Source organism: Nonomuraea sp. NPDC048892 (genome assembly GCF_040649735.1).
Taxonomy (GTDB): Bacteria; Actinomycetota; Actinomycetes; order Streptosporangiales; family Streptosporangiaceae; genus Nonomuraea; species Nonomuraea maheshkhaliensis.
Genome location: NZ_JBEZFZ010000001.1, coordinates 194,879 through 214,629, shown reverse-complemented (window position 1 = coordinate 214,629; position 19,751 = coordinate 194,879). Strand labels below are relative to the sequence as shown.

General features: G+C 68.3%; 22 protein-coding genes. 7 read left to right on the top strand and 15 right to left on the bottom strand.

The window, feature by feature from the left end:
• On the bottom strand, window positions 1–279 hold a 279-nt coding region (locus AB0C28_RS01010; RefSeq protein ID WP_358072558.1), incomplete at its 3' end, for a hypothetical protein.
• On the opposite strand from AB0C28_RS01010, the gene AB0C28_RS01005 reads away from it, so the two are divergent.
• Window positions 263–658, top strand: coding sequence for a hypothetical protein (locus AB0C28_RS01005; RefSeq protein ID WP_358072556.1), 396 nt, complete (start codon window positions 263–265; stop codon window positions 656–658). The genes AB0C28_RS01010 and AB0C28_RS01005 overlap by 17 nt on opposite strands.
• 278 nt (window positions 659–936) lie before the next feature.
• The gene (locus AB0C28_RS01000; RefSeq protein WP_357840368.1) at window positions 937–2,247 is read left to right on the top strand and encodes a hypothetical protein; all 1,311 of its coding nucleotides are present in this window, start codon (window positions 937–939) and stop codon (window positions 2,245–2,247) included.
• 191 nt (window positions 2,248–2,438) lie between these two features.
• On the opposite strand, the gene AB0C28_RS00995 is transcribed toward AB0C28_RS01000, so the two are convergent.
• The 4 genes from AB0C28_RS00995 to AB0C28_RS00980 all read right to left on the bottom strand — a co-directional run bounded on the left by AB0C28_RS00995 (window position 2,439) and on the right by AB0C28_RS00980 (window position 5,372).
• Window positions 2,439–3,044, bottom strand: coding sequence for a hypothetical protein (locus tag AB0C28_RS00995; protein ID WP_357840371.1), 606 nt, complete (start codon window positions 3,042–3,044; stop codon window positions 2,439–2,441).
• 281 nt (window positions 3,045–3,325) lie between these two features.
• Window positions 3,326–3,529 carry a CsbD family protein gene (locus AB0C28_RS00990; RefSeq protein WP_357840374.1) on the bottom strand — a complete coding sequence of 68 codons (204 nt, stop codon included), beginning with the start codon at window positions 3,527–3,529 and terminating at the stop codon, window positions 3,326–3,328.
• 654 nt (window positions 3,530–4,183) lie between these two features.
• The gene (locus AB0C28_RS00985; RefSeq protein ID WP_357840698.1) at window positions 4,184–4,696 is read right to left on the bottom strand and encodes a hypothetical protein; all 513 of its coding nucleotides are present in this window, start codon (window positions 4,694–4,696) and stop codon (window positions 4,184–4,186) included.
• Window positions 4,697–4,961: 265 nt separating this feature from the next.
• On the bottom strand, window positions 4,962–5,372 hold the full coding sequence (locus tag AB0C28_RS00980) for an STAS domain-containing protein (RefSeq protein ID WP_357840377.1): 411 nt from the start codon (window positions 5,370–5,372) through the stop codon (window positions 4,962–4,964).
• A 316-nt stretch (window positions 5,373–5,688) separates the two neighbouring features.
• On the opposite strand from AB0C28_RS00980, the gene AB0C28_RS00975 reads away from it, so the two are divergent.
• Window positions 5,689–5,832 carry a hypothetical protein gene (locus tag AB0C28_RS00975; protein ID WP_357840380.1) on the top strand — a complete coding sequence of 48 codons (144 nt, stop codon included), beginning with the start codon at window positions 5,689–5,691 and terminating at the stop codon, window positions 5,830–5,832.
• Between the two features lie 384 nt (window positions 5,833–6,216).
• Here AB0C28_RS00975 and AB0C28_RS00970 read toward each other — a convergent pair whose 3' ends face one another.
• Together AB0C28_RS00970 and AB0C28_RS00965 are read right to left on the bottom strand one after the other, a co-directional pair.
• Window positions 6,217–6,657: an FAD-dependent oxidoreductase gene (locus tag AB0C28_RS00970; protein ID WP_357840701.1), complete on the bottom strand. Its 441-nt coding sequence runs from the start codon at window positions 6,655–6,657 to the stop codon at window positions 6,217–6,219.
• Entirely contained in the window at window positions 6,573–6,836 is a 264-nt protein-coding gene (locus AB0C28_RS00965; RefSeq protein ID WP_357840383.1) for an FAD-dependent oxidoreductase, read from the bottom strand. Before AB0C28_RS00965 ends, AB0C28_RS00970 begins: the two co-directional genes overlap by 85 nt.
• 5 nt (window positions 6,837–6,841) lie before the next feature.
• Between AB0C28_RS00965 and AB0C28_RS00960 the strand changes: the two genes are divergently transcribed.
• Together AB0C28_RS00960 and AB0C28_RS00955 are read left to right on the top strand one after the other, a co-directional pair.
• On the top strand, window positions 6,842–7,318 hold the full coding sequence (locus AB0C28_RS00960) for a zinc ribbon domain-containing protein (RefSeq protein ID WP_358072554.1): 477 nt from the start codon (window positions 6,842–6,844) through the stop codon (window positions 7,316–7,318).
• On the top strand, window positions 7,319–7,549 hold the full coding sequence (locus AB0C28_RS00955; RefSeq protein ID WP_358072552.1) for a hypothetical protein: 231 nt from the start codon (window positions 7,319–7,321) through the stop codon (window positions 7,547–7,549).
• Between the two features lie 303 nt (window positions 7,550–7,852).
• Here the strand turns inward: AB0C28_RS00955 and AB0C28_RS00950 are convergent, their stop codons facing one another.
• Window positions 7,853–9,706, bottom strand: a complete 1,854-nt coding sequence (locus AB0C28_RS00950) for a PHB depolymerase family esterase (RefSeq protein ID WP_358072550.1) — start codon at window positions 9,704–9,706, stop codon at window positions 7,853–7,855.
• 246 nt (window positions 9,707–9,952) lie between these two features.
• Between AB0C28_RS00950 and AB0C28_RS00945 the strand changes: the two genes are divergently transcribed.
• A complete protein-coding gene (locus AB0C28_RS00945) occupies window positions 9,953–10,423 on the top strand; it encodes a MarR family transcriptional regulator (RefSeq protein WP_358072548.1) in 471 nt (156 codons plus the stop codon).
• Between the two features lie 179 nt (window positions 10,424–10,602).
• On the opposite strand, the gene AB0C28_RS00940 is transcribed toward AB0C28_RS00945, so the two are convergent.
• Genes AB0C28_RS00940 through AB0C28_RS00930 form a run of 3 tightly spaced genes read right to left on the bottom strand, consistent with a single transcriptional unit; the run spans window position 10,603 to window position 14,272 of the window.
• On the bottom strand, window positions 10,603–12,804 hold the full coding sequence (locus AB0C28_RS00940) for a xanthine dehydrogenase family protein molybdopterin-binding subunit (RefSeq protein ID WP_358072546.1): 2,202 nt from the start codon (window positions 12,802–12,804) through the stop codon (window positions 10,603–10,605).
• Between the two features lie 2 nt (window positions 12,805–12,806).
• Window positions 12,807–13,778: a xanthine dehydrogenase family protein subunit M gene (locus tag AB0C28_RS00935; protein ID WP_357840397.1), complete on the bottom strand. Its 972-nt coding sequence runs from the start codon at window positions 13,776–13,778 to the stop codon at window positions 12,807–12,809.
• Entirely contained in the window at window positions 13,778–14,272 is a 495-nt protein-coding gene (locus AB0C28_RS00930) for a (2Fe-2S)-binding protein (protein ID WP_358073172.1), read from the bottom strand. Before AB0C28_RS00930 ends, AB0C28_RS00935 begins: the two co-directional genes overlap by 1 nt.
• A 340-nt stretch (window positions 14,273–14,612) precedes the next feature.
• Here AB0C28_RS00930 and AB0C28_RS00925 point away from each other — a divergent pair, with 340 nt between their 5' ends.
• On the top strand, window positions 14,613–15,203 hold the full coding sequence (locus AB0C28_RS00925) for a TetR family transcriptional regulator (RefSeq protein ID WP_357840400.1): 591 nt from the start codon (window positions 14,613–14,615) through the stop codon (window positions 15,201–15,203).
• Window positions 15,204–15,574: 371 nt separating this feature from the next.
• Here the strand turns inward: AB0C28_RS00925 and AB0C28_RS00920 are convergent, their stop codons facing one another.
• The 4 genes from AB0C28_RS00920 to AB0C28_RS00905 form a co-directional block, all read right to left on the bottom strand.
• Entirely contained in the window at window positions 15,575–16,180 is a 606-nt protein-coding gene (locus AB0C28_RS00920) for a TetR family transcriptional regulator C-terminal domain-containing protein (RefSeq protein WP_358072544.1), read from the bottom strand.
• A 410-nt stretch (window positions 16,181–16,590) separates the two neighbouring features.
• Window positions 16,591–18,099: an alpha/beta fold hydrolase gene (locus AB0C28_RS00915; protein ID WP_358072542.1), complete on the bottom strand. Its 1,509-nt coding sequence runs from the start codon at window positions 18,097–18,099 to the stop codon at window positions 16,591–16,593.
• Window positions 18,100–18,580: 481 nt separating this feature from the next.
• Complete coding sequence (locus AB0C28_RS00910) at window positions 18,581–19,060, bottom strand: hypothetical protein (protein WP_358072540.1); 480 nt, start codon at window positions 19,058–19,060, stop codon at window positions 18,581–18,583.
• Window positions 19,038–19,679 (bottom strand): hypothetical protein, encoded by a 642-nt coding sequence (locus tag AB0C28_RS00905; RefSeq protein WP_358072538.1) that lies wholly within the window; start codon window positions 19,677–19,679, stop codon window positions 19,038–19,040. The genes AB0C28_RS00910 and AB0C28_RS00905 overlap by 23 nt, the downstream gene beginning before the upstream one ends.
• Window positions 19,680–19,751 lie beyond the last annotated feature (72 nt).

Below are 19,751 nucleotides of genomic sequence, written 5' to 3'. Positions count from 1 at the left end.
TACCCCGACGGTCACTCCGACGGTCACTCCGACGGTCACTCCGACGGTCACTCCGACGGTCACTCCGACGGTCACTCCGACGGTCACTCCGACGGTCACTCCGACGGTGACCCCGACGGTGACCCCGACGGTGACCCCGACGGTCACTCCGACGGTCACTCCGACGGTCACTCCGACGGTGACCCCGACGGTCACTCCGACGGTGACCCCGACGGTGACCCCGACGGTCACTCCGACGGTGACCCCGACGGTGACCCCGACGGTGACCCCGACGGTCACCAAGAAGCCGAAGCCGATCAAGCCGATGAAGCCATGCTTCTATGATCACGGACACCACGAGCCCTGCCAGAAGGCGCCATGCTACCCGGAGTCCTCTGTCGACCACGGGCACGGTGAGGCCTGCGGCAAGGACATGTGCTACTCCGAGACCTCCATCCACCATGGGTACCGCGAGACCTGCGGCAAGGGCATGTGCTACTCCGAGACCTCGATCCACCATGGGTACCGTGAGGGCTGCGACAGGGAGGCCGTCATCCATGAGCCCTGCAACGAGAAGCCCTGCTTCGAGGACGTCAAATACCGTTCGGCCGGCGCTCAGAGGCTTGCCCTGGCCCCGGCTCCTAAACTGGTCAGGAAGAACCTTCGGGTGACCGGCTGACGATTCCGTCCCGCTGACCCTATGGCGAATCATGAGGCGGCCGACCTTCAGATCTTGAATCAGAGGTCGGCCGCCTCGTCATCTGGCCTGGTGCCCGAAACCGCGCCTACGCCGACCGTCACCCGCGCAGGCGCATCGGGTAAGACCGGTTGCTCGTGAGGATGCAAGACCGTGTCTTTGGCATTCTCTTGGGCGGCAATCCGTCATGGTCTTGGAATGTGAGCATCAGAGTCCTAGAGCGCCCTAAGGTCCACGTGCCTTCTGAGGACGACCATCGCGTGGCCGCACGGGTCGAGACAGGCCTGATCATCGCAGGGTTCGCCGGGATGCTCTTCCTGCTGCCCCGGCTGGACTGGGGTGACGGCTCGGTCCGCTACTTCCAACTGACGGCCCTGCTCACGCAGGGGACCGTACCGGACGGGAAGTACTCGATGGTCGGGCCGCTGCTCTCCGCACCGCTCTGGCTGATCGGGAACCTGTTCGGCTCGCCGGCGTGGTGGACGCTGCGCTACAACCCTCTCCTGCTCATGGGGGGAGTGGCGTTCGTCTGGTTCGCTCTGCGGAACCAGCTGCCCCGGCCGCTCCTGCGGCGGTTCATCCTGTTGCTGGTCTTCGCGTCGATGTTCGCCCACCATCAGTTGGGGTACAACGGTGAGCTGTTCACCGCGATGCTCGTTCTGACCGGGACGGTCGCACTGGTCGTAGGCAGGGCCTTGCCCGGATGGCTCACGGTCGTCATCGGGGTCGCCAGCACGCCCGCTGCCCTGCCCGCGATGGCGTTGATGACCGTTAGATGGGTCTGGGACGTCCGGCGACTGCGCTGGCTGCTGGCGGTGTGTGCGGCGGTCGGGCTGGTGATGATAGAGGCGTGGTTGCGTCGCGGCAGTCCGTTCACGACCGGCTATGAGGCAGAGGACCGCGGGAACCGCACGATCATGCCGTACTCGGGTCTGCCGGGCTTCAGCTATCCGATCTTCTTCGGGTTGCTGTCGCTGGTCTTCTCCTTCGGCAAAGGCCTGCTGTTCTTCGCTCCCGGGTTGTTCCTGCCCGTACGGCAGCGGCTGAGCCATCTACCCGCCGGACGGCAGCTCTACGATCTGTGGCTGGCATTCGTGCTCGGTCTGCTGTTGCTGTATGCGATGTACTGGTCATGGAGCGGTTCATCGTTCTGGGGGCCGCGATATCTGCTGTTCGCGGCGGTGCCCGCAGCGTTCGCTCTGGCCGTACGGTGTTACCGGCCGGGTGGGTCGGTCGTGGCCGACCTCGTCACAGTCTTGGCGCTCGGGCTGTCGATCTGGGCTGGGCTCAACGGCGCGGTATTCGGAGATGTCGACGTTCCCCAAGTGTGCTGGCCTGATGGAGCCGGCCAGTATGAGGCTCCGATCTGCTTCTACACGCCGGAGTTCAGCGCGCTGTGGTATCCGTTCGTGGCGGGCGCCAAGCTCCTGACCACGGGCCAGTGGATCTACCTCGCCTACGGCCTCGCAGTGGGCGCCTATCTGCTGATCGGGCCACTGCTGCGGCTCGCCGGACATCTCCGTAACCGGGCCGTCACGGCGGCAGCCCGAATAGGGGCCGTTCAATGGTAGGGGCCACCGCCGATGCTGAACCGAGGCCATTACTTCGCCAAGGAGGGAGTCGGCGCGTTGCACCGCGTCGCGCGGGCGTCGGCGCCGACGTGTGTGTGTCAGAGGGTACGGGCCCGAGCGGCGGGCGTGCCCGCGAATTCGTCGAGTCGCTCATCGCTACGTTCGGGGTCGTTGCGAATGTCCATGTCGAGTCACCTCTGCAGGGAGTCGTCGGCAAGTGCCGGTCGCTCGTGGGGAACCTCGGCCGGTTGAGGGTGGTGCTCGCCATCGTCGTCGAGGAGTTCCTCAAACAGGATGCGGTAGTGCACCATGGCCTGCCGGAGGTCCTCGGGGGAGGCTTCGCCCGGAGCGACGCGCCTGCTGATGTCGTGAGCCTGGCGGTAGTGCCGCAGGGTACGGCTGTGCACCGCCGACGGATTCGCCAGCTGCTGCTTGAAGCCTTCGGTGGGATATCCGCGCTCGGCCATGGCGGCTGTCATCAGTTCGTCGGCCTCGGTGACGGCGGGACCGGGGGCGTCCACGAACCGCTCCTGGAGCTTGGTCCATTGACCGGCGTAGGCCTGCCGGGAGGCGGGTGTGAGCGGGGTGACGTCGAGCGTGGCGAAGCGCTTCTCCTGGGCGCGTAGCTCCCGCTCGGCCTCTCCGCGACTGTCCGGTTCGTTCAGGGTGTGTTCGTATTCGGAGCCGAAGCGCCGGCGAAGGCCCTGCCGCCTCTGGCGCAGCAGGGCGTAGCCGGTGGCCAGCCCCAGGACCACTGCCACTGCGACGACCACACAGACCATGGTCATGATGGACATGCCTGCCTCCTGCAGATGTCATGCCTTCGTGCGGGCCGGATAGGACGGTGCGAAGGCAGAAGTTGGGACGTGGGCCGACGGCGCATCGCCGATCCCGACTGGTCCACTGCGGATCTTCAAGAGGAGAGTACGCAGTACACACAGCGACGCAGGAGGAGGTCGGCGTCCCGAGGGGCTCTCGACGGTGCCCCCGTAGATGGGGGGAGCGAACCCGGCCGAGCGGCACAGAGCGATGACGAACTGGTTGAGCTCCGGCGTCTGTGATCATTCGCCGAGGAAAATCAGCGTTTGAAGGCGTCCTTAACCTTCCCGCCCGCCTGCCTCAGATTGCCTATGACCCGATCGTTTCTGCCCGCGGCCTGCTGGCGCTGGTTACCGGTGGCGCGGCCCAAACGCTGCCTGACCCAGCCTTTGACGGCCTGCGCCTTGTCCCTGATCTTCCTGCCGAGACTCATCGTGATTCCCTTCACCACCTGCTCGACCATCGCCCAGGGCTGGACAACGATCCGTCTGCCCGTCGGCCTGACCTCTGTGCAGGAGGATATTCACCGCGCTCAAGCGGCTTGGACTCCCAGCTTCCTCCCTGGCGCCATGACGGCGAAACGAGCAATGACGTGGCCGGTTATCACTGGAATCGATGAGCGTACGCAGGGTCAGCGCCACGAGGAACACGGGCTGACAGGGTCCGTCGGCTCGCGGGGCGGTAGCCGGCACAAGGTGCGCCGACTGATCCCCTTCAACCCGTCATCAGCCGTGATCGCCATGTCGGGCGGGCTCTGAAGGCCCCGATGGCCGGGTCTCACCAGCCGGACATGTCCTGTCCGCCGACCTGGAGTTTTAGATGGCCGCATACAACCTCAATCACCTGCCCGTGGGTCAGCTCCGCGATATCCCGCACCGGGCAGGCCGCACCCACCAGCTTCGGATCCGCAACCGCGAGCAGAACCCGGCCACCACCGGTGATGACGCCGTACAGGTCGGGACAGCGTGCCGGGGGCGGCGCCGGTGACGCCGAACTGTTCGGGGGCCGGCGAACCACTTGGTGCCGTCCGGGGACACCGTGGAGACGCTCCTGATCCGTTTGATCTGTGCGCGTCGCGGCGACACCCACCCGCGAGGGTGGGCATCGCCGTCGGCGGCTACTTCAGCACTGGGTAGGAGCGCACCAGTGCGGTACGGCCCCACATTCTCCCGATGCCGAGGGTGTCGCCGGCATCTGCCAGGGCCAGGCCGACCAGGACGAGGGCGTAGATGAGGTGTTCGTCCATGAACGGGTTGTTGGCCAGCGGCAGTTCGGCGGCCCACATGAAGACCAGCAGCACGGCGCCGGTGGCCGCGGCGATCCGCAGGCCCGCGCCCAGGAGCAGAGCGACTCCGATGCCGAGCAGGCCGAGCATGAACAGCCAGTCGATCCAGGGCTGTCCGGCCAGACTGGAGAAGAAGGCGCCGAGCGCGTTCTCGCCGGTCCCCTTGAGGAAGCCGGTGGTCGGGCTCCCGCCGGAGATCCAGGCTTTGCCGGCCGGTGTGGCCAGTCCCCAGCCGAAGGTCTTGTCGAGGAAGGCCCACAGGAAGATCCAGCCGATGCTGATCCGTGCGGCGGCCCAGACGTAGTCGGCGGGCCGGTGCGCCGTCCCTGCGTGCGGGGCGTTCATAACGGGGGCGGGCTGCTGCCCTTTGGTGGTGGCCATGATCAGTTCCTTTCGTGCTGTTCGTAGGGGTTTCCCGCATCTCCAGCAGACTGCTTTCGCCGCCCAGGCATCTGGGCCGGAGGGCCGGTGTCGATGGGCTCCTGCCGCTGGATTTCGCGGAGAAGCGCATCTCCCGCGCCGGGCCTGGGACTGCCCCGCAAGGCGCGCAGCGAGCGTTCGCGCACCGCCTCGCCGGTGGACCCATGAGTGAGCTGGGCAAGGCGTGGGGTCAGCCGGGCCGCGCCGATGCCTGGAGGTGAAGACCGGGCGTTTGGTGCCAGCCGGTGAGCTTGAGCAGGCGTCGCATCTGTGGGGGCACCGAGCGCAGGGTCAGTACCTGGTCACGGCCGCCGTCGTGGAGTGCGGCGGCGGCGCTGACGAGGGCGCGCAGGCAGCCGGTGTCGATGAACGCCAGGTCGCTCAGATCGACGCAGAAGCCGGCGCCGCCACGCGCCATCGAGGCCAGCGCCCGAGCCAGGGCGGGCAGGGTGGCGTGGTCGAGCTCGCCCGCGATCCGCAGGCCCGGACGGTCGGCGAGCGGGACGATGCGCACGAGCCGGCTGGCATCGATGATCGGGGTGGGCGCGATCATGGCTGTGATCTCGGTTGCGGGGGAATCGGTGGTGTCCGGGGCGTTCATGCCGGGCTCCAAACTCCTACGACGGAGTGCGAGACAAGAGAGCCGCGGGCTTGAGGCGGCATGAACACGTTGTGAGGGTGCCAGCGTGAGTGGTGTCGTACATGCAGTGATCTGCATCATCCAGCAGGCTCGCCGGAGCGGAAATCACCGATTTGAGCCAGGCCTATCACCACCGGCGATCACCAGCCAGGCGCGGGCGGGGTAAGGGCGGCGAGACCTCTCGGCGGGAGTGACCGGATCGCCCACCTCTTGCCCAGTCCTCGCGCTGCCATGTCTGTGATCGCGTTGATCCCGGGTTCAGGGAGGGGCGGCGGGCATGGAACTACGTCAGCTGCGCTACTTCGTGACGCTGGCCGAGGCACCGCATTTCGGCCGCTCGGCCGGCTTCTCTCCCGCCCTCTACGAGGGGACCGTGGAGAGCAGCCGGGCCGCCGCCGACCTCGTGCTCCAGCACCGCTGAGTGCACTGCGTCCCCTCCTCCTTCCGCAGCTCCAGCCAGCCGGGCACCCTCTGGCGGCCCCTGATCGGTCTTGAAGGCGGCGAAGGTTGACACTCGCAGACCTACCGTAGATGTCGGCTCTCTCACCGAAATGCCCCGCCGTGCACTCCACTCTCCGACAGACTTCAGCTAGCGCCTCTGAAGAACCTCGTATGGGTTCCGCGTGCGGTGCTCACTCGGCTCCGTCGGAAGCCTCTCTACTGCGCGGCCTCGCTATACAGCTTCTCGTCATGGAGGGCGCCAATTGGGCAGTCGACACGAGGTGCATGGATGCGGACTGGCTTCTTAACGATTAATTCGCGTAGATCGTGCCCGTTGAAGCAGTCCAGATAACCCTCGCTAAGATCAGCCGATCATGCTCTGGATCTGATACGCGCAGCCCCAGGAGAGAGTAACCCCTGCTCCGCCGTGTCCGTAATTGTGGAGCAACTTGCGATCTGGATCCTCATCAACGCGGACGTAATCACACGTGGGCCGTAGCCCAACGCGATGGTCGAGAACGCGGACTTGCGCGAGCCGCGGTTCGACCGCACGGCAACGGGCGAGGATCGCTTCGGCGGCCTGCTGATCGACGTCCAGAGATTCGTCGCCGTCGATGGCGGTACCGCCGAGGACGACGATGTCGCCGTGAGGGTAGATGCACAACAGATCGGGCGACATGCCGGTGTCTTCTGAGAAGAACTCCGTCAGGCCGGGGTTGGTCACCACCACCTGCTGTCCGCGGATGGCACGCACACCAGGATCGTCGGCGAGCGAGCGAGCCGACAGTCCTGCGCAGTTGACGATGGTGGCTGCAGGCTGGGCTCGACCAGGTAAGGACCCCACATCGCGCCCGCGGCCAGCGACGTGACCCCCGGAAGCTCGGCGGTGATGACGTGCACGTTGTGGCCGGCTTCGGCCAGGACGACGGCGGTGGTCAGGCCCGAGACGCCGGCCCCGACTACGACAACGCGGTCAGAGGTCATATTCGGTGACTTCAACTCCGATTCGTCGCCTGCAAGGCGTGCTCCAGCCGGGGAAGAAAGCTGCGAACCGTCCGGCAACGCGTCGTAAGCCGCGCAGCACACCGCGCCCGTATGTTCTACGGCACCTGCTGCACTGCGGTGTGTGCCAGCGGCGTATGGAAGGAACGTGGAACAACGGCCGCGCCCACTATCGGTGCAAGTTCCCCGTCGAGTATGCCTTGGCCAACAAGATCGAGCATCCTCGCACCGTCTATGTCCGCGAGGATCACATCCTTGCCGAACTGGACCCCTGGCTCGGCCAGATCTTCGACCCGGCCGCTCTCGAACAGACCGTCCAGGCTCTCCTGGCCGCCCAGAACAACGAACTCGACCGCGTTGCCATCGAGGCCGCCCGCAAGACGATCGACGACTGCGATCAGCGGATGGTCCGTTACCGGGCGACCTTGGACGCGGGCGGCGACCCGCGGGAGGTGGGCAAGTGAATGGCGGAAACCCGAGCCGAGCGGGTGCAGGCAGACGGTCGCATGCGGGCGATCAACAGAAAGCGTGAGATCACAGAGAAGGAGATCAAAGAGATGATCCCCACAATGGCCGAGTTCCCCAGGGGTGCTGACCCGGCCGATAGGAACGACCTCTACAAACAGATGGGCCTCCGCCTCGTCTATGACCCCTTGCAGAGGGTTGTCACAGTCGAAGCGAGGCCCAACGTGTAGCAGAGTGCGTGTCCGAGGGCTGAGCGCCACTGGAAGCACATGGCCTGCTGATGTTCCTGGCCTGACATGCCGGATTCACGTAGTGTGACCTGACATCGCCCAGTTGAACGACCGGGGCATGCACAACGAACGTCACGGCCAGGGGCGAACGGGACGGCCGCCTGCGAGTGCCGAAGGCGACGGGTTCACACCAGGCGTTCCGGCCTCGCCGAGGTCCCGGCGGGTGAGGACGTCCGGTCTCTCGGCAAGCTCACTCAGCCGGTCATCGTTGATGACGTTCTCCATACCGCGTGAGGCTGTCGGTCAGGCGCAGGTGTAGCCGGACGGCAGGGCGGTGTCGCCGTTGGGCCTGCTCGCTTGGAAGCCGAAGCTGGTGGTGCCGGCTCCCGGCGCGAGCGTGCCGTTGTGGCTGACGCTTCTGACCGTGACGGTCTGCCCGCTGGTGGTGATGGTGGCGTTCCACGAGCCGGTCAGGGTGTGCCCGGCCGGCAGGGTGAAGGTGACGGTCCAGCCGGTGATCGTCGAGGTGCCGGTGTTGGTGATGGTCAGCGGCTGGATCACATACCCGTTCCCCCACTGGGACTGCACGGTCGGGGTGGCCGAGCAGGCACCGGTCGTACCTCCCTGAGTGGTGATCTGGACGGTGCTGGAGACCGGTGAGACGTTGCCGGCGGCATCGCGCGCCCGGACCTGGTAGCGGTATGTGGTGTCCGCAGACAGGCCCGTGTCGGTGAACGAGGTCGTGTCCGAGGTGCCGACCTGGGTGAACGTGCCGCCCATCGCGCCGGGAGCGCGCAGGATCTCATAGCCGGTCACACCGGTGTCGTCAGTGGAGGCCGTCCAGGTCAGGCTGGTGCCGGTTGCGGTCGTGCCCGAGGCGGTGAGCCCGGCCGGGGCGGTCGGCGGCATGGTGTCGCCTCCGGTGGCGGCCGTGGTGAAGGTGGCCGGCGCTGAGTTGCCCGACAGGTTGCCCGCACCGTCACGCGCCCGTACGTACACCTGGTACTGGGTGTTGGCACTCAGCCCGGTCAGGGTGATCGAGGTGGTGGTGGACTGGCCGAGCTGTGGGTCGGGGGCGCCCTGCTCCCGATAGACGTTGTAGCCGGCCAAGCCGGAGCCGCCCTGGTCGGTGGACGCGGTCCAGGTCAGCGTGACACTGGCGGCGGTCACGTTGGACGCGACCGGCGTTCCTGGCGTGGTCGGTGGTGTGGTGTCGGTCGGACTGGTGGTCAAGCCGAAGAACTCGATGGCGTAGAGGGCCATACCGCTCTGCGGAAGAGCATGCCCGGCGCCCTGGATGCTGTACGCCTCCACCTGCACGGTGCCGGACGGATTGGCGTACCGGCTGCGGTTCCAGCCTGCCCGCGGGGTGTCGGTGCCGGTCGGGGTCTGGCTCAGCCCGAACACGTTGGTCCACTGCTCGATCGACTCTCGCAGCAGCGAGTAGGGCACGAGGGTGTCGCTGGTGCCGTGCCACAGCTGCATGCGCGGGCGGGGGCCGGAATATCCCGGGTACGCCTGGCGGACCGCATCGCCCCACTGCTGGGGTGTTCGGTCCATGCTTCCGCCGGTGCACCTGCTGCTTCCGGGCGGGTAGTCGGAGGCGCCGGCGAAGCAGTTGAAGGGCACACCCATGAAGGAGGCCCCTGCCTTGAACACGTCCGGGTGGACGGCGAGCATGTGCTGGGTCATCATGCCGCCGGACGAGCTTCCAGTGGCGTAGACCCGGTTCGGGTCTCCCTGGTAGTTCCGCTCGACATGGTCGATCATCGAGGTGATCGAGACCGGATCGCTGCCGCCGCCGCGCTGCTTGGCCGCGTCCGACCAGGTGTCGAAGCAGTTGCCGAACCCTGCCGACTGGGTGGCGGTCGGGTAGATGACGATGAAGCCATATCGATCCGCCAGCGAGGCGAACTCACTGCCCTGGTAGAAGCCGGGACCGGAGCCACCGCAGCCATGCATCGCGACCACGATCGCCGGCGAGGCCGGGCGCGAGTCCGGCACATAGACGTGCATCCGCATGTTGCCCGGGTTGTTGCCGAAGCTGGTCACCTCCACCAGGGTGGCGGCGACGGCCGGCGATCCTGGTACAACGGTCATGACGGCAAAGAGCGCTGCGACGCAGGCACTGCCCAGCACCGTGGTCAATCGTCTCATTCGCGCTCCTCCTCTCCATGTCCGCGGCGCGCCGCGGATCGGTCCGCCGCCTATTGACGTCGGTCGCTGGAAAATAAAAGGGCGACGATCCACCGTCAATGCATGCTTGGTGCGCATGCCCGCCAGTTCACCTGGCAGTAAGCCGTTTCCCCTGGTTATCAAGTACCTTGCTATCAAGGTCCTTGATAACGAGGTGGGAAACTTACATGGGAGCCCTGTCCTGACGGGGCGCGATATCGTCTCCTGGTGACCGATCCGGGTGTCCCCGCCGCCGCTGCGCCGGACGCACCGCCGCCCCATGTGAGCTACCTGGTGTTCCGGCTGGAACGCCGCATCCGCGCCTGCCTGGATGAAGCGCTCGCCCGGCACGGCATGACGACCACCGGATACATGGCGCTCAGCGAGCTGCGCCTGCGCGACGCCCCATCCTCGGCCGACCTGGCCCGCATCGCCTTCGTCACTCCGCAGGCGATGAACCTGGTCATCCGCGATCTCGAGCAACGCGGCCTGATCCGCCGCGACCCGCATCCCCGTGGCGGCCGCGCTCTGCGCACCCGCCTTACCCCGAAAGGTTTGGGCACCCTCCGGCGATGCGACCGCTCCCTCGACAGCATCGAAGCCGTCATGCTCGCCGAGATCGACGACCCGGACCGCGCGACACTCACGGAAGCGCTCACGCTGTGCGCCCGAGCCCTCCACCCGGACACGCGCCCCTGACCCTGGCCCTTCGCTCGCAGAAGCCACCACCGTCGTCCTGGCCAATGGTGTGGTCCGGACCACAAGCTGCAGCCAGCGCCGGACTCGGCCAAACACGGAAGCGATCGAATCGGCACTCCTACGTCGGCTCATCACAGCCGACATCGTCGAGGTTCCCTTTCTCCTCCGCTTGATCCCGGTCAGGTGAGCAATTTGTCGGCTGTGATGGGCAGACTCCGAACACGTTTGCCGGTGGCGTTGTAGACGGCGTTGGCGAAGGCGGCAGCTGCTCCAACCGTGCCGAGTTCGCCGATTCCGCGCGCACCTGTCGGACTGAGCCCAGTGTCGGGGTAGTCGAGGAAGTGAACGTCGATCTCTGCGGTGTCGGCGTTGACGGGGAGCAGGTAGTCGGCGAGGTTGGCGTTGGAGATACGGCCGGTGGCGCCTTCGACCTTGCCCTCTTCGAACATCGCCGCTGCGAGCCCGAACAGCACGCCGCCGGTGATCTGGTTGCGTGCGGTCGTGGCGTTGAGGATGGTGCCCGCGTCCACCACGGTGGTGAAGCGGGACAGGCGCGGCTCCCCAGTCCACCGGTTGACCTTGACCTCGCAGAAGTGTGCGGCGTACGAGGCGTAGGCGTGGCTGCGGTCCGGCTCCGAGGTGGTTCCCTGGGCGCCGACCTCGGCGGTCCTGGTCAGGGTGAGCAACTCGCCGAACTCGGCCGACGTTCCCTCCCCGAGGAGGCGGCCCTTGTCGTACCGTATGTCACCCATTCCGCGCAACGGTGAGCCGCCGGCCGTGCGGGCGTGCTCGACCAGCGCGTCGATCGCTTCCTGGGCCGCGACGAGGATCGCGGGCGTTACGGTCGCGGTGGCGGCGGAGCCGACCGCGCCGTACATGTCGCTGCCGCCCGCGACGGGCAGTTGGGAGTCGCCGAGCGCGGGCTTGATCCGGTCGGCGGGCACCTCCAGGGCGCGGGCCGCGACCATGGCCATGATCGTCCACATTCCGGTGCCCGCGTCGGAGGTGGCGCAGGCCACGGTGGCGGTGCCGTTCGGGCGGAAGGTTACGCGCACTGTGGTGGGGGCCCGTCCCGAATCCAGGATGGCGGTGGACATGCCCATGCCGATCAGCCAGTCGCCGTCGGTGACCGCGCCTGGCCGGGCGCGGCGGCGCGACCAGCCGAACCGTTCGGCGCCGACGCGATAGCACTCTTCGAGATGCTTGCTGGAGAACGGCGTTCCTTCGATCAGGGTGCCTTCCAGGTAGTTCTTCATGCGCAGCTCGATGGGGTCCATGCCGAGGCGCATGGCCAGTTCGTCCATGGCGCTCTCCAGAGCGAAGCTGCCGGCTTCGTCGCCGGGGGCGCGCATGATGGTGGCGGTGGGCAGGTTCATGCCAGGAGTGATCTCCAGTTTGATGTAGGCGTTCGGCGTGGCGTAGTACTTCTGGGTGGTGCGGTAGCCGGGGTCCTCCACGATGCTCTGGCTGATCGTGTGGTGCTTGATGGCGTTGAGCCGCCCGTCCCTGTGCGCGCCGAGGCCGAACGTCTGCGACGAAGCCGGCCGATGGCCAGTCACGGTGAAGAGCTGCTCGCGGCTGGTCACGATCTTGATGGGACGGCCGAGCGCGCGGGCGGAGGCCGCGGCCAGCAGGGTGGGGGCCCAGGTGAACGCCTTGCCGCCGAAGCCGCCACCCACATACGGGCTCACGACGTGCACGTCGGTGGGCTGGACGCCGAGCACGGTGGCCAGTTCCAGCGCGTGCGCTGCCGGCCCCTGGGTGCCGCTGAAGATCGTCAGCTTGCCGTCCTGCCAGGCGGCCACGGCCGCGTGCGGCTCCATCATCATGTGGTGCCGGGGCGGGACGTCATAGGTCTCCTCCACCCTGACCTCGCTCGCGGCCAGCGCGGCCTGTATGTCGACGCGGTGGGGCTTTTCGATCAGTTTCCCGAGTGGTAGCCCCGGGAGGACGGGCGGTTCCGCGGGATGCTGCTTGGCCTGGCCGAAGTCGGAGTTCGGGGCCTGCGCCTCGTACGTCACCTTGACCAGCTCCGCAGCATCGCGGGCCTGCTCGATGCTCTCGGCCACGACCAGCGCCACGACCTGGCCGTAGTAGTGGATCTCGCGGTCGGCGAGGGGATGGCGGGTCTCGGCGAAGACGTTCATGGGCGGCGGCAGCGTGCCATGGAACGCCGGCCGGTTGTCAGGGGTATAGATCTCGATCACGCCACCGGCGGCGCGAGCCGCGCCCAGGTTCATCGAGCTCACCCGGCCCTTGCCGACCGTGCTGGTCACCATGTGCCCGTAGGCCATCCCGGGCAGGCTGTGGTCGGCGGCGTACTTGGCCGCGCCGGTGACCTTGGCGCGGGCGTCGATCCGGTTCATCGCGGGTTGTGCCATGGTCAGCCTGCCAGGTGGACGAGTGCGCGGACGATGGTGCGGCGCAGCAGCGCCGGCTTGAAGGCATTGCCAGCCAGTGGCCGGGCCCCGTCGGCCGCTTGGGCCACCGCGGCCTCGAACGTCTCCAGCCGCATCGGCCTGCCCTTCAACGCCCGTTCGACGACGGGCAGCCGCCACGGCCGAGTGCCGACGCCGCCCGCCGCGACGCGGGCGTCACGGATCACGCCGCCCATCACGTGCACGGCCACGGCTGCGGAGACGAGCGCGAACTCGTACGACTGCCGATCACGCACCTTCACGTACGTGGACGTGCGCGCCCACGGCAGCGCGGGCACCGTCACCCCGGTGATCAGTTCGCGCGGCCGTAACCCGTTCTCCAGGTGCGGCGTGCCGCCGGGCAGGCGATAGAAGTCGGCCAGCCGCAGCGTGCGCGTTCCGGCGGGGCCGCGCAGCGACAGGCGGGCGTCGAGCGCGGTGAGCGCGACGGCCAGGTCGCTGGGATGGGTCGCGACGCATGCGTCGCTGGTGCCGAGGATGGCGTGCGCGCGGTTGTGCCCCTCGACGGCCGGACAGCCGGAGCCGGGCGAGCGCTTGTTGCACGGGGTGGCCGGGTCGCGGAAGTAGCCGCAGCGGGTGCGCTGCAGGAGATTGCCGCCGATGGTGGCCATGTTCCTGATCTGCGGCGAGGCACTCCGCAGCAGGGCCTCGGCCAGCACCGGGTACGGGCCTGCCACCAGCTCGTGCCCGGCCACGTCGGCCATGCGCTCCATGGCCCCGATGAACAGGCTCCCGGCCTCGGCCCGGATGCCGCGTAGTGGCACGGCCGTGATGTCCACGACGTGCGCGGGGGCGACGACCTCCAGCTTCATCAGGTCCACCAGCGTTGTCCCGCCCGCCAGGTACACGGATCCGTCGCGGGCCTGCTCCAGCGCCTCGTGCACGCTGCTCGCGGTGGCATATGTGTACGGCCGCATCACTCTCCCTCTCTCGCCATCCGCACCGCTTGCACGATCTGCCCATAAGCGCCGCAACGACAGATATTTCCGGACATGTACTCGCGGATCTCGTCCTCCGACCCCGCGTGCCCCTCCTCGATCAAGGCGACGGCGGACATCACCTGTCCCGGCGTGCAGAACCCGCACTGCAACCCATCGCACTCCACGAACGCCTGCTGCACCGGATGCAGTCGCTCCCCGTCCGCCAGTCCCTCGACGGTGGTCACGACCTTGCCGACGAGGCCGGCCGCGAGTGTCAGGCACGACAGAACCCGGCGGCCGCCGACGTGCACGGTGCAGGCACCGCACTGCCCGCGGTCGCAGCCCTTCTTGGTGCCGGTGAGATCAAGCCGCTCGCGCAGCGCGTCCAGCAACGTGGTGCGCGCGTCGAGCTTGAGTGTGCGCGCCGCCCCGTTCACCTCCAGCGAGACCTCCACGGCGCCCGAAGCGCTCCCGGCAGCGCGCGCTGCCATGGCCGGCCGGGAATGCGCCGCGGTGGCGGCGCTCGCCGCCACCGCGGTCGAGGTCAGCAGGAAGCCGCGGCGCGACACCCCGTCGCCTCGTGATCGCTCTTTCATGTGTCAACCTCCATTGCCTCCGGGCGGCCGCCTGGCCGCCCGGTAGATGTCGTCGAGCGGACTCATCGTGATGACGGCGTCCTGCACCTCTTTGAGCACGGGATCGCCCGTGGTGACCGCCGTACGGGAAAGGCCGCGCCCAGCAGGCCGATCTTCAGCGGTTTTCTCCTGAACTCGATACCGATCAGTACTCAGTACCATACTGTATCGAGTTCCATCGGGATAGACTGTTTTCATGTCGGCCGAGTCACTCCAAGAGCGCAAGCGGCAAAAGGCTCGCAACGCGATCATCACCGCCGCCTACGAGTTGTTCGGCGAGCGCGGGTTCGACGACGTCACGGTGACGGAGATCGCGGAGCGGGCGGAGGTCGGGCGCACGACGTTCTTCCGCTACTTCGGCGACAAGCAGGAGGTCGTGTTCGCCGACGACGAGCGGACCATCGCGGCCCTGATCGGCACGCTGAGGCAGGAGGCCGAACGGCGCGCGCCGATCGGCGACTCGCTGAGCACAGCGCTCGGCGCCATCCGCGCCGCCACCCGCGAAGGTCTGACTGGGTGGACGACCGCGCCGGTCCGGTCCGCCGTGCACGCCAGGCTGCTGCGTCGCCACCCCGAACTGATGGCGCGCCTCCTACTGAAACAGCAGCAGGAGGCCGTCGCGATCATCGACGTCCTGACCGAGCACGATGCCACCCGCACGGTCGCGACGCTGGCCACGCAGGTGTCGCTGGCCTGCCTCTACACGGCGATGCAGATCGCCGAGGACCCGGCCCAGCTTCCGGAGCTGGTCGAAGACGCCTTCACCAGGCTTGACGGCCTCGCCTAGTGTGCACGGCAGGGCCGCCTCGCCCCGCCGCCGGGCCCAGCACCCTGGACCGGCTCGGCACGGTGCTCGGCCTGACCCGGGTCCTGCACCTGTCCTGGCTTGCGCCGGTTCTCCGAGCCCGACACCATTCACATGTAGAAGGCGTAGCGGGCTTGGATCCGGTCGTGGGGGGCCGATCGCGACCTGGCAGGTGCCGGCTTGGCGAACTGTCGGTGATGAGCGAGAGATTCTGCCGCCTGCCGGCCAGGCACGGCGTCCTCACCCTGCCCTTCGAGAGGACCTTCATCGCGTCGCGACGACCGCCTCATCGCTGAACTCGCGTGGCGTGCCCTGCGCGGAGGTCACCGGATTCTGGTAGCGCAGTAAGGAACTCAGCCGGGGGTCAGCCGGTCCAGGTGGTAGCGGACGGCGGCGAGGGCCTCCTCGGGGTCGCGTACGCTCAGGAGCAGGTCGGAGCCGAGCCCTTCGATCATGGCGAGCAGCACGACGGACTCGAGCCGGGGGTTTAGCCCAGCGCGCAACTCGCCGTCCCGCTGTCCCTGGTCGATCAGCTCGGCGACCCGCTCGTGCAGCCGTCGGTCGCCATCCCCCAGGTCCTCTGTCAGCTCGGGCACGCCGACGGCCAGGGCGGTGAACGCCTGCCCCGCGCGGCGCTCGGCCCGGCGACGGTCGTCCAGCGGCAGCATCTCCGAGGCCATCGACAACAGGAACGAACGCACCGGTGACGCGGACGCCACGTCGGGCGCGCACATCCCCGCCACGATCCGCTCGGTGATGTGCGCGCCGAGGTAGTGCACCACGTAGCGGAGCATCTCGTCCTTGCTCGCGAAGTAGTGCTGCACGGAGCCGAGCGACATGCCCGCCTCGACGGCGACGTCACGCAGCCTGGCACCGTTGAGCCCGTCGCGGCCGGCGATCCGCAGCACCGCCTCTGCGATGTGCCTACGACGCTCGTCGTGATCGACCCTCTTCGGCATATGCCTCCTTTTCCATACCGATGTATTATAATACAGCGGTATGGCAACCGTAGCGTTCTTCGCCCCCAACGGAGCAGGCCACGTCAACCTCCAGCAGCGGCAGCCGAGGTGGAGAAGGTGCTCATGGCCGCGTAGCAAGTGCGGGGGCACGGAACGGCGCTTCACCAGCGCGGGCGGTGTCGCACATGTGCCCCCTCCGCTGGCCATGGACAATGACCGGATCACATGCGGCTTGAACTGCTTGGATTCCCCTGCGCCGTTCGCGGTCTGATCCGTGAGCATGGCAGAGCCGCTTGACGACATGCGAAACGGCAGGCCAGCGCTACGAGCGAGTTGTGGTACCGGACACGGTGAAACAGGGCCCGGCCCCATCGGCGGATGGCGCCGGGCCCTATCTTCGTCCGTTCCCGTCAGGAGGGGAGCGGCGAGCCTGGGCAGGTGCTGGTACGCCGCCCGGTCTCGAAGTAGTCGACGATCTTGGTGATGCAGCCGGGCACCCGGGCCGCGGAGCCGTGCACGTCGTCGTCGATGGTCACCAGGGTTCCGCCGATGGTCTCGTGCATGTCCAGCGTCCCCTCATACGGCGCCAGGGTCTCGTACCGGTGGCCCGACAACATCAGCGAGCCGCCCCCGCGCTTGACAGAGGTCTCGTCCACCACTGGCGGCCAGCCCGCGCACGTCGGCACGTAGGCGCTGGATCGGCCGGTCACCGGGTAGCGCTGCACGCGCTGCTGATACGCCTTCCACGCCGGCTCGAAAGCCCGCGAGCCCGAGTCCTCGTTGCAGACGTAGGCCAGGTTCGCCGTCCTGTCGGACCCGTCGCTGCGCGAGCCGCCGCCGAACACCTTCCTGACGGCCGGCGGCGCCGTCGGCCCCTTCGCGTCCGCCAATTCCTGGAACGCCTGCGCGACGTCGGGCCAGCTCACGCTGGAGCGGCCCGCGGCCTCGGCTAGTTGGCCCCCATCCACGGTGAGGCCGGGGTCGGTGAAGGTCAGCGGCTCGGCGTCGAGCGACTTCCGCATCGCCGTCAGCGCCGACACCACCTGCTCGCGGGACGTGCCCAGCCCGTAGGTGTCGTCGCGCTCGGCGATCCAGGCGGTCATCCGCCGGAAGACGCGGTCGCTCGCCACGGCGCGCAACTCGGCCGCGTGGTCCCGGCCGCGATCGGGCGGCGCCACGCTGTCGAGCCACATTCGGTGCACCTTGTCGCCGTACAGGCTGCGCAGGACGGCCCCGAGCCAGGTCCCCCAGGAGATGCCGTAGAAGCTGATCTTCGGCTCGCCGAGCGCGGCGCGGAGCCGGTCGAGGTCGCGGGCCGCGTTCGCGGCGGTGAGCTGCCTCAGGAAGGCGGGGCTCGAGCGGGCGCACGCCTGGTTCCTGGCGACCGTCTCGTCGTAGGCCCTTCTGGCCTGCTCCTCGGTGACCGGTCCGATCTGGCGCTCGCCCGGGCTCAGGGCGCAGGCCGTCTTGGTGCTGTGGCCGACGCCCCTTGGGTCGAACCCGATCAGGTCATGGCGTTCGTCCAGCGGTACGCCCTTCGTGACGAGCTCGATCGGCATCAGGTAGCCGCTGCCGCCCGGCCCGCCCGGGTTGAACGCCAGGCTCCCGATCCTGCGCTTCTGGTCGGTGGCCTTGAGCCTGGTCAGGGCGATGGTGATCTGTGTGCCGCCGGGGGCAGCGTAGTCCTGGGGAACACTCAGGGCGCCGCACTCCGCGCGGCCGAGCAACTGCCTGAACGTCGCGAACTGCTTCTCTTTCAGCCCTCGTGAGCGCAACTCGTCGTCGGAGTACGCCGGGCACTGTTGCCACACGATGAGGGCCGGCCTGTCCTGGGTCTCGGCCACGGCGGGCGCCGTCCCGGCCAGGGAACTCGTCAGCAGAGCGCCCAGCGCCACGCCGGTCGCGGTCGCACGGTTCACGAATGGAATCCTTTCCTCGCCGAAAGGACCAGTCATGCGCCATCGGCCGTTTCCTCAGCGTTTCCGTCCTGGCGAGGGCGGCATGAACGCGCGCGGGGACGGCCGGCAAGCCGGGCGTCCGCGCGATGCCGCGCGTGGGCATCTGTGTGCCACCGCCCGCCCCGGCAGATCGTGGTCATTCGTGGTTCGGTCGGCACCCCAGACGAGTTGCGGCCCGCCCGGCACAGCGGGCATGCCCAAACGCTCGGTGATGTGGTGGGCGGGGATGCCCTGTGGGGGAGTCTTTCAGGGCAGAGGCCCTCGTCCGGTGGGACGGAAGAGGTGAGGGCGCCGAGCGGCTGGTTCGGGTCGGCTGGGATCAGGTTTCGTGATCTTGTCCACGGTGTACGCCGTCATCCGGTGCCTGCTGCCCTTGCCCGCACTGCTGCTACTGAGCAGCACTGCTGGTGGGCCTGGCCAGGGGCCGGGACGGGATGACGGGTCAGGTGTAGGCGATCAGCCGTCCGCAGGCGAGCACCCCTGTCCACGTGACCAGCGAGACGGCGCCCGCCGCCCTGGCCGCTGCCGGTGCGCGGCGGTCGCCGTTCCACGCGCCCACACGGCGATAGACGCCGAGGTGGAACAGGGCCACGTTCAACCCGGCGACGCCGAGCAGGGCCAGCTTGACCGGCGCGGCGCCGGTGCCCGCGATCTCCCTGGCGCTGCCCGCGAACATCGCCGCCCCGGACGCCGCAGCGGCGGCGAACCCGGTGCGGGCCACCGGCAGCAGGTGCCGCGCCGCGGCCGACACCGAGATCGCGCCCTGCCCCGCGCCGAGCAGTCGCAGGTCGAACAGGGTGGCCGGGCCGACCAGCAGCGCCATCCCCAGGAGGTGGACGATCTCCAGCGAGGAGTACACCCACGGCGTCTCCCTGACGAACTCCGCCAGCCAGGTGCTCTCAAGCCACGTGAGCGTCTCCACCCCGTCTCCTCCTCACCAATACCGCGACGACTGTGCAGCCGCCGACTAGGAGGCCGCCCCCGACGAGCCACGGCAGCGGCCCCGCGCCGGTGCTGCCGGCGGACCCGGCGGCGGGGGCGGCGTCGGCGGGTCCGGTCTCGGAGCCGGGCGAGGCCGGGGGCGGGTTCTCCGGGAGGGGGACCGAGCGCTGCCTGATCGCCCGCCTGTCCTGCCTGATCAGCAGCTCCGGCCGGAACTCTTCCGTATGCTCGCGATGGATGTACCCCACCGCCTCCAGCCGCTCGCCCTCTTTCACCCGGTCCGGCATTCCCCAGGCCATCAGTCGCTCCACCGGTGCGAGGATCAGCACCACCTCGTCGTCCCGCCCGTCGAACGCCTGGGTGCGCCGCAGCACCTCCCGTCCGCCGAGCTCCTCCAGCTCGGCCGGGATGGACCGCCTGGCGAGCCCGGACGGCAACCGCACCGGGGCGGCCACGCGCAGTCGCACCTCCGGGTGCGGGTTGCCCCACCTGATCTCGCTCACCGTGCCAGACACGTACAGCGGCTGCTCGGTCCTGAAGTCCTCCCAGCCGTGGTGCAACGTGCTGAGGAGGGCGAGCCCGACAATCATCGACTTCATAACCGCCACCCTCGCCACCGATTCCGTTTACGCCGGATCCAGAGGCAAATACGTGTTGATTAATATCGATGG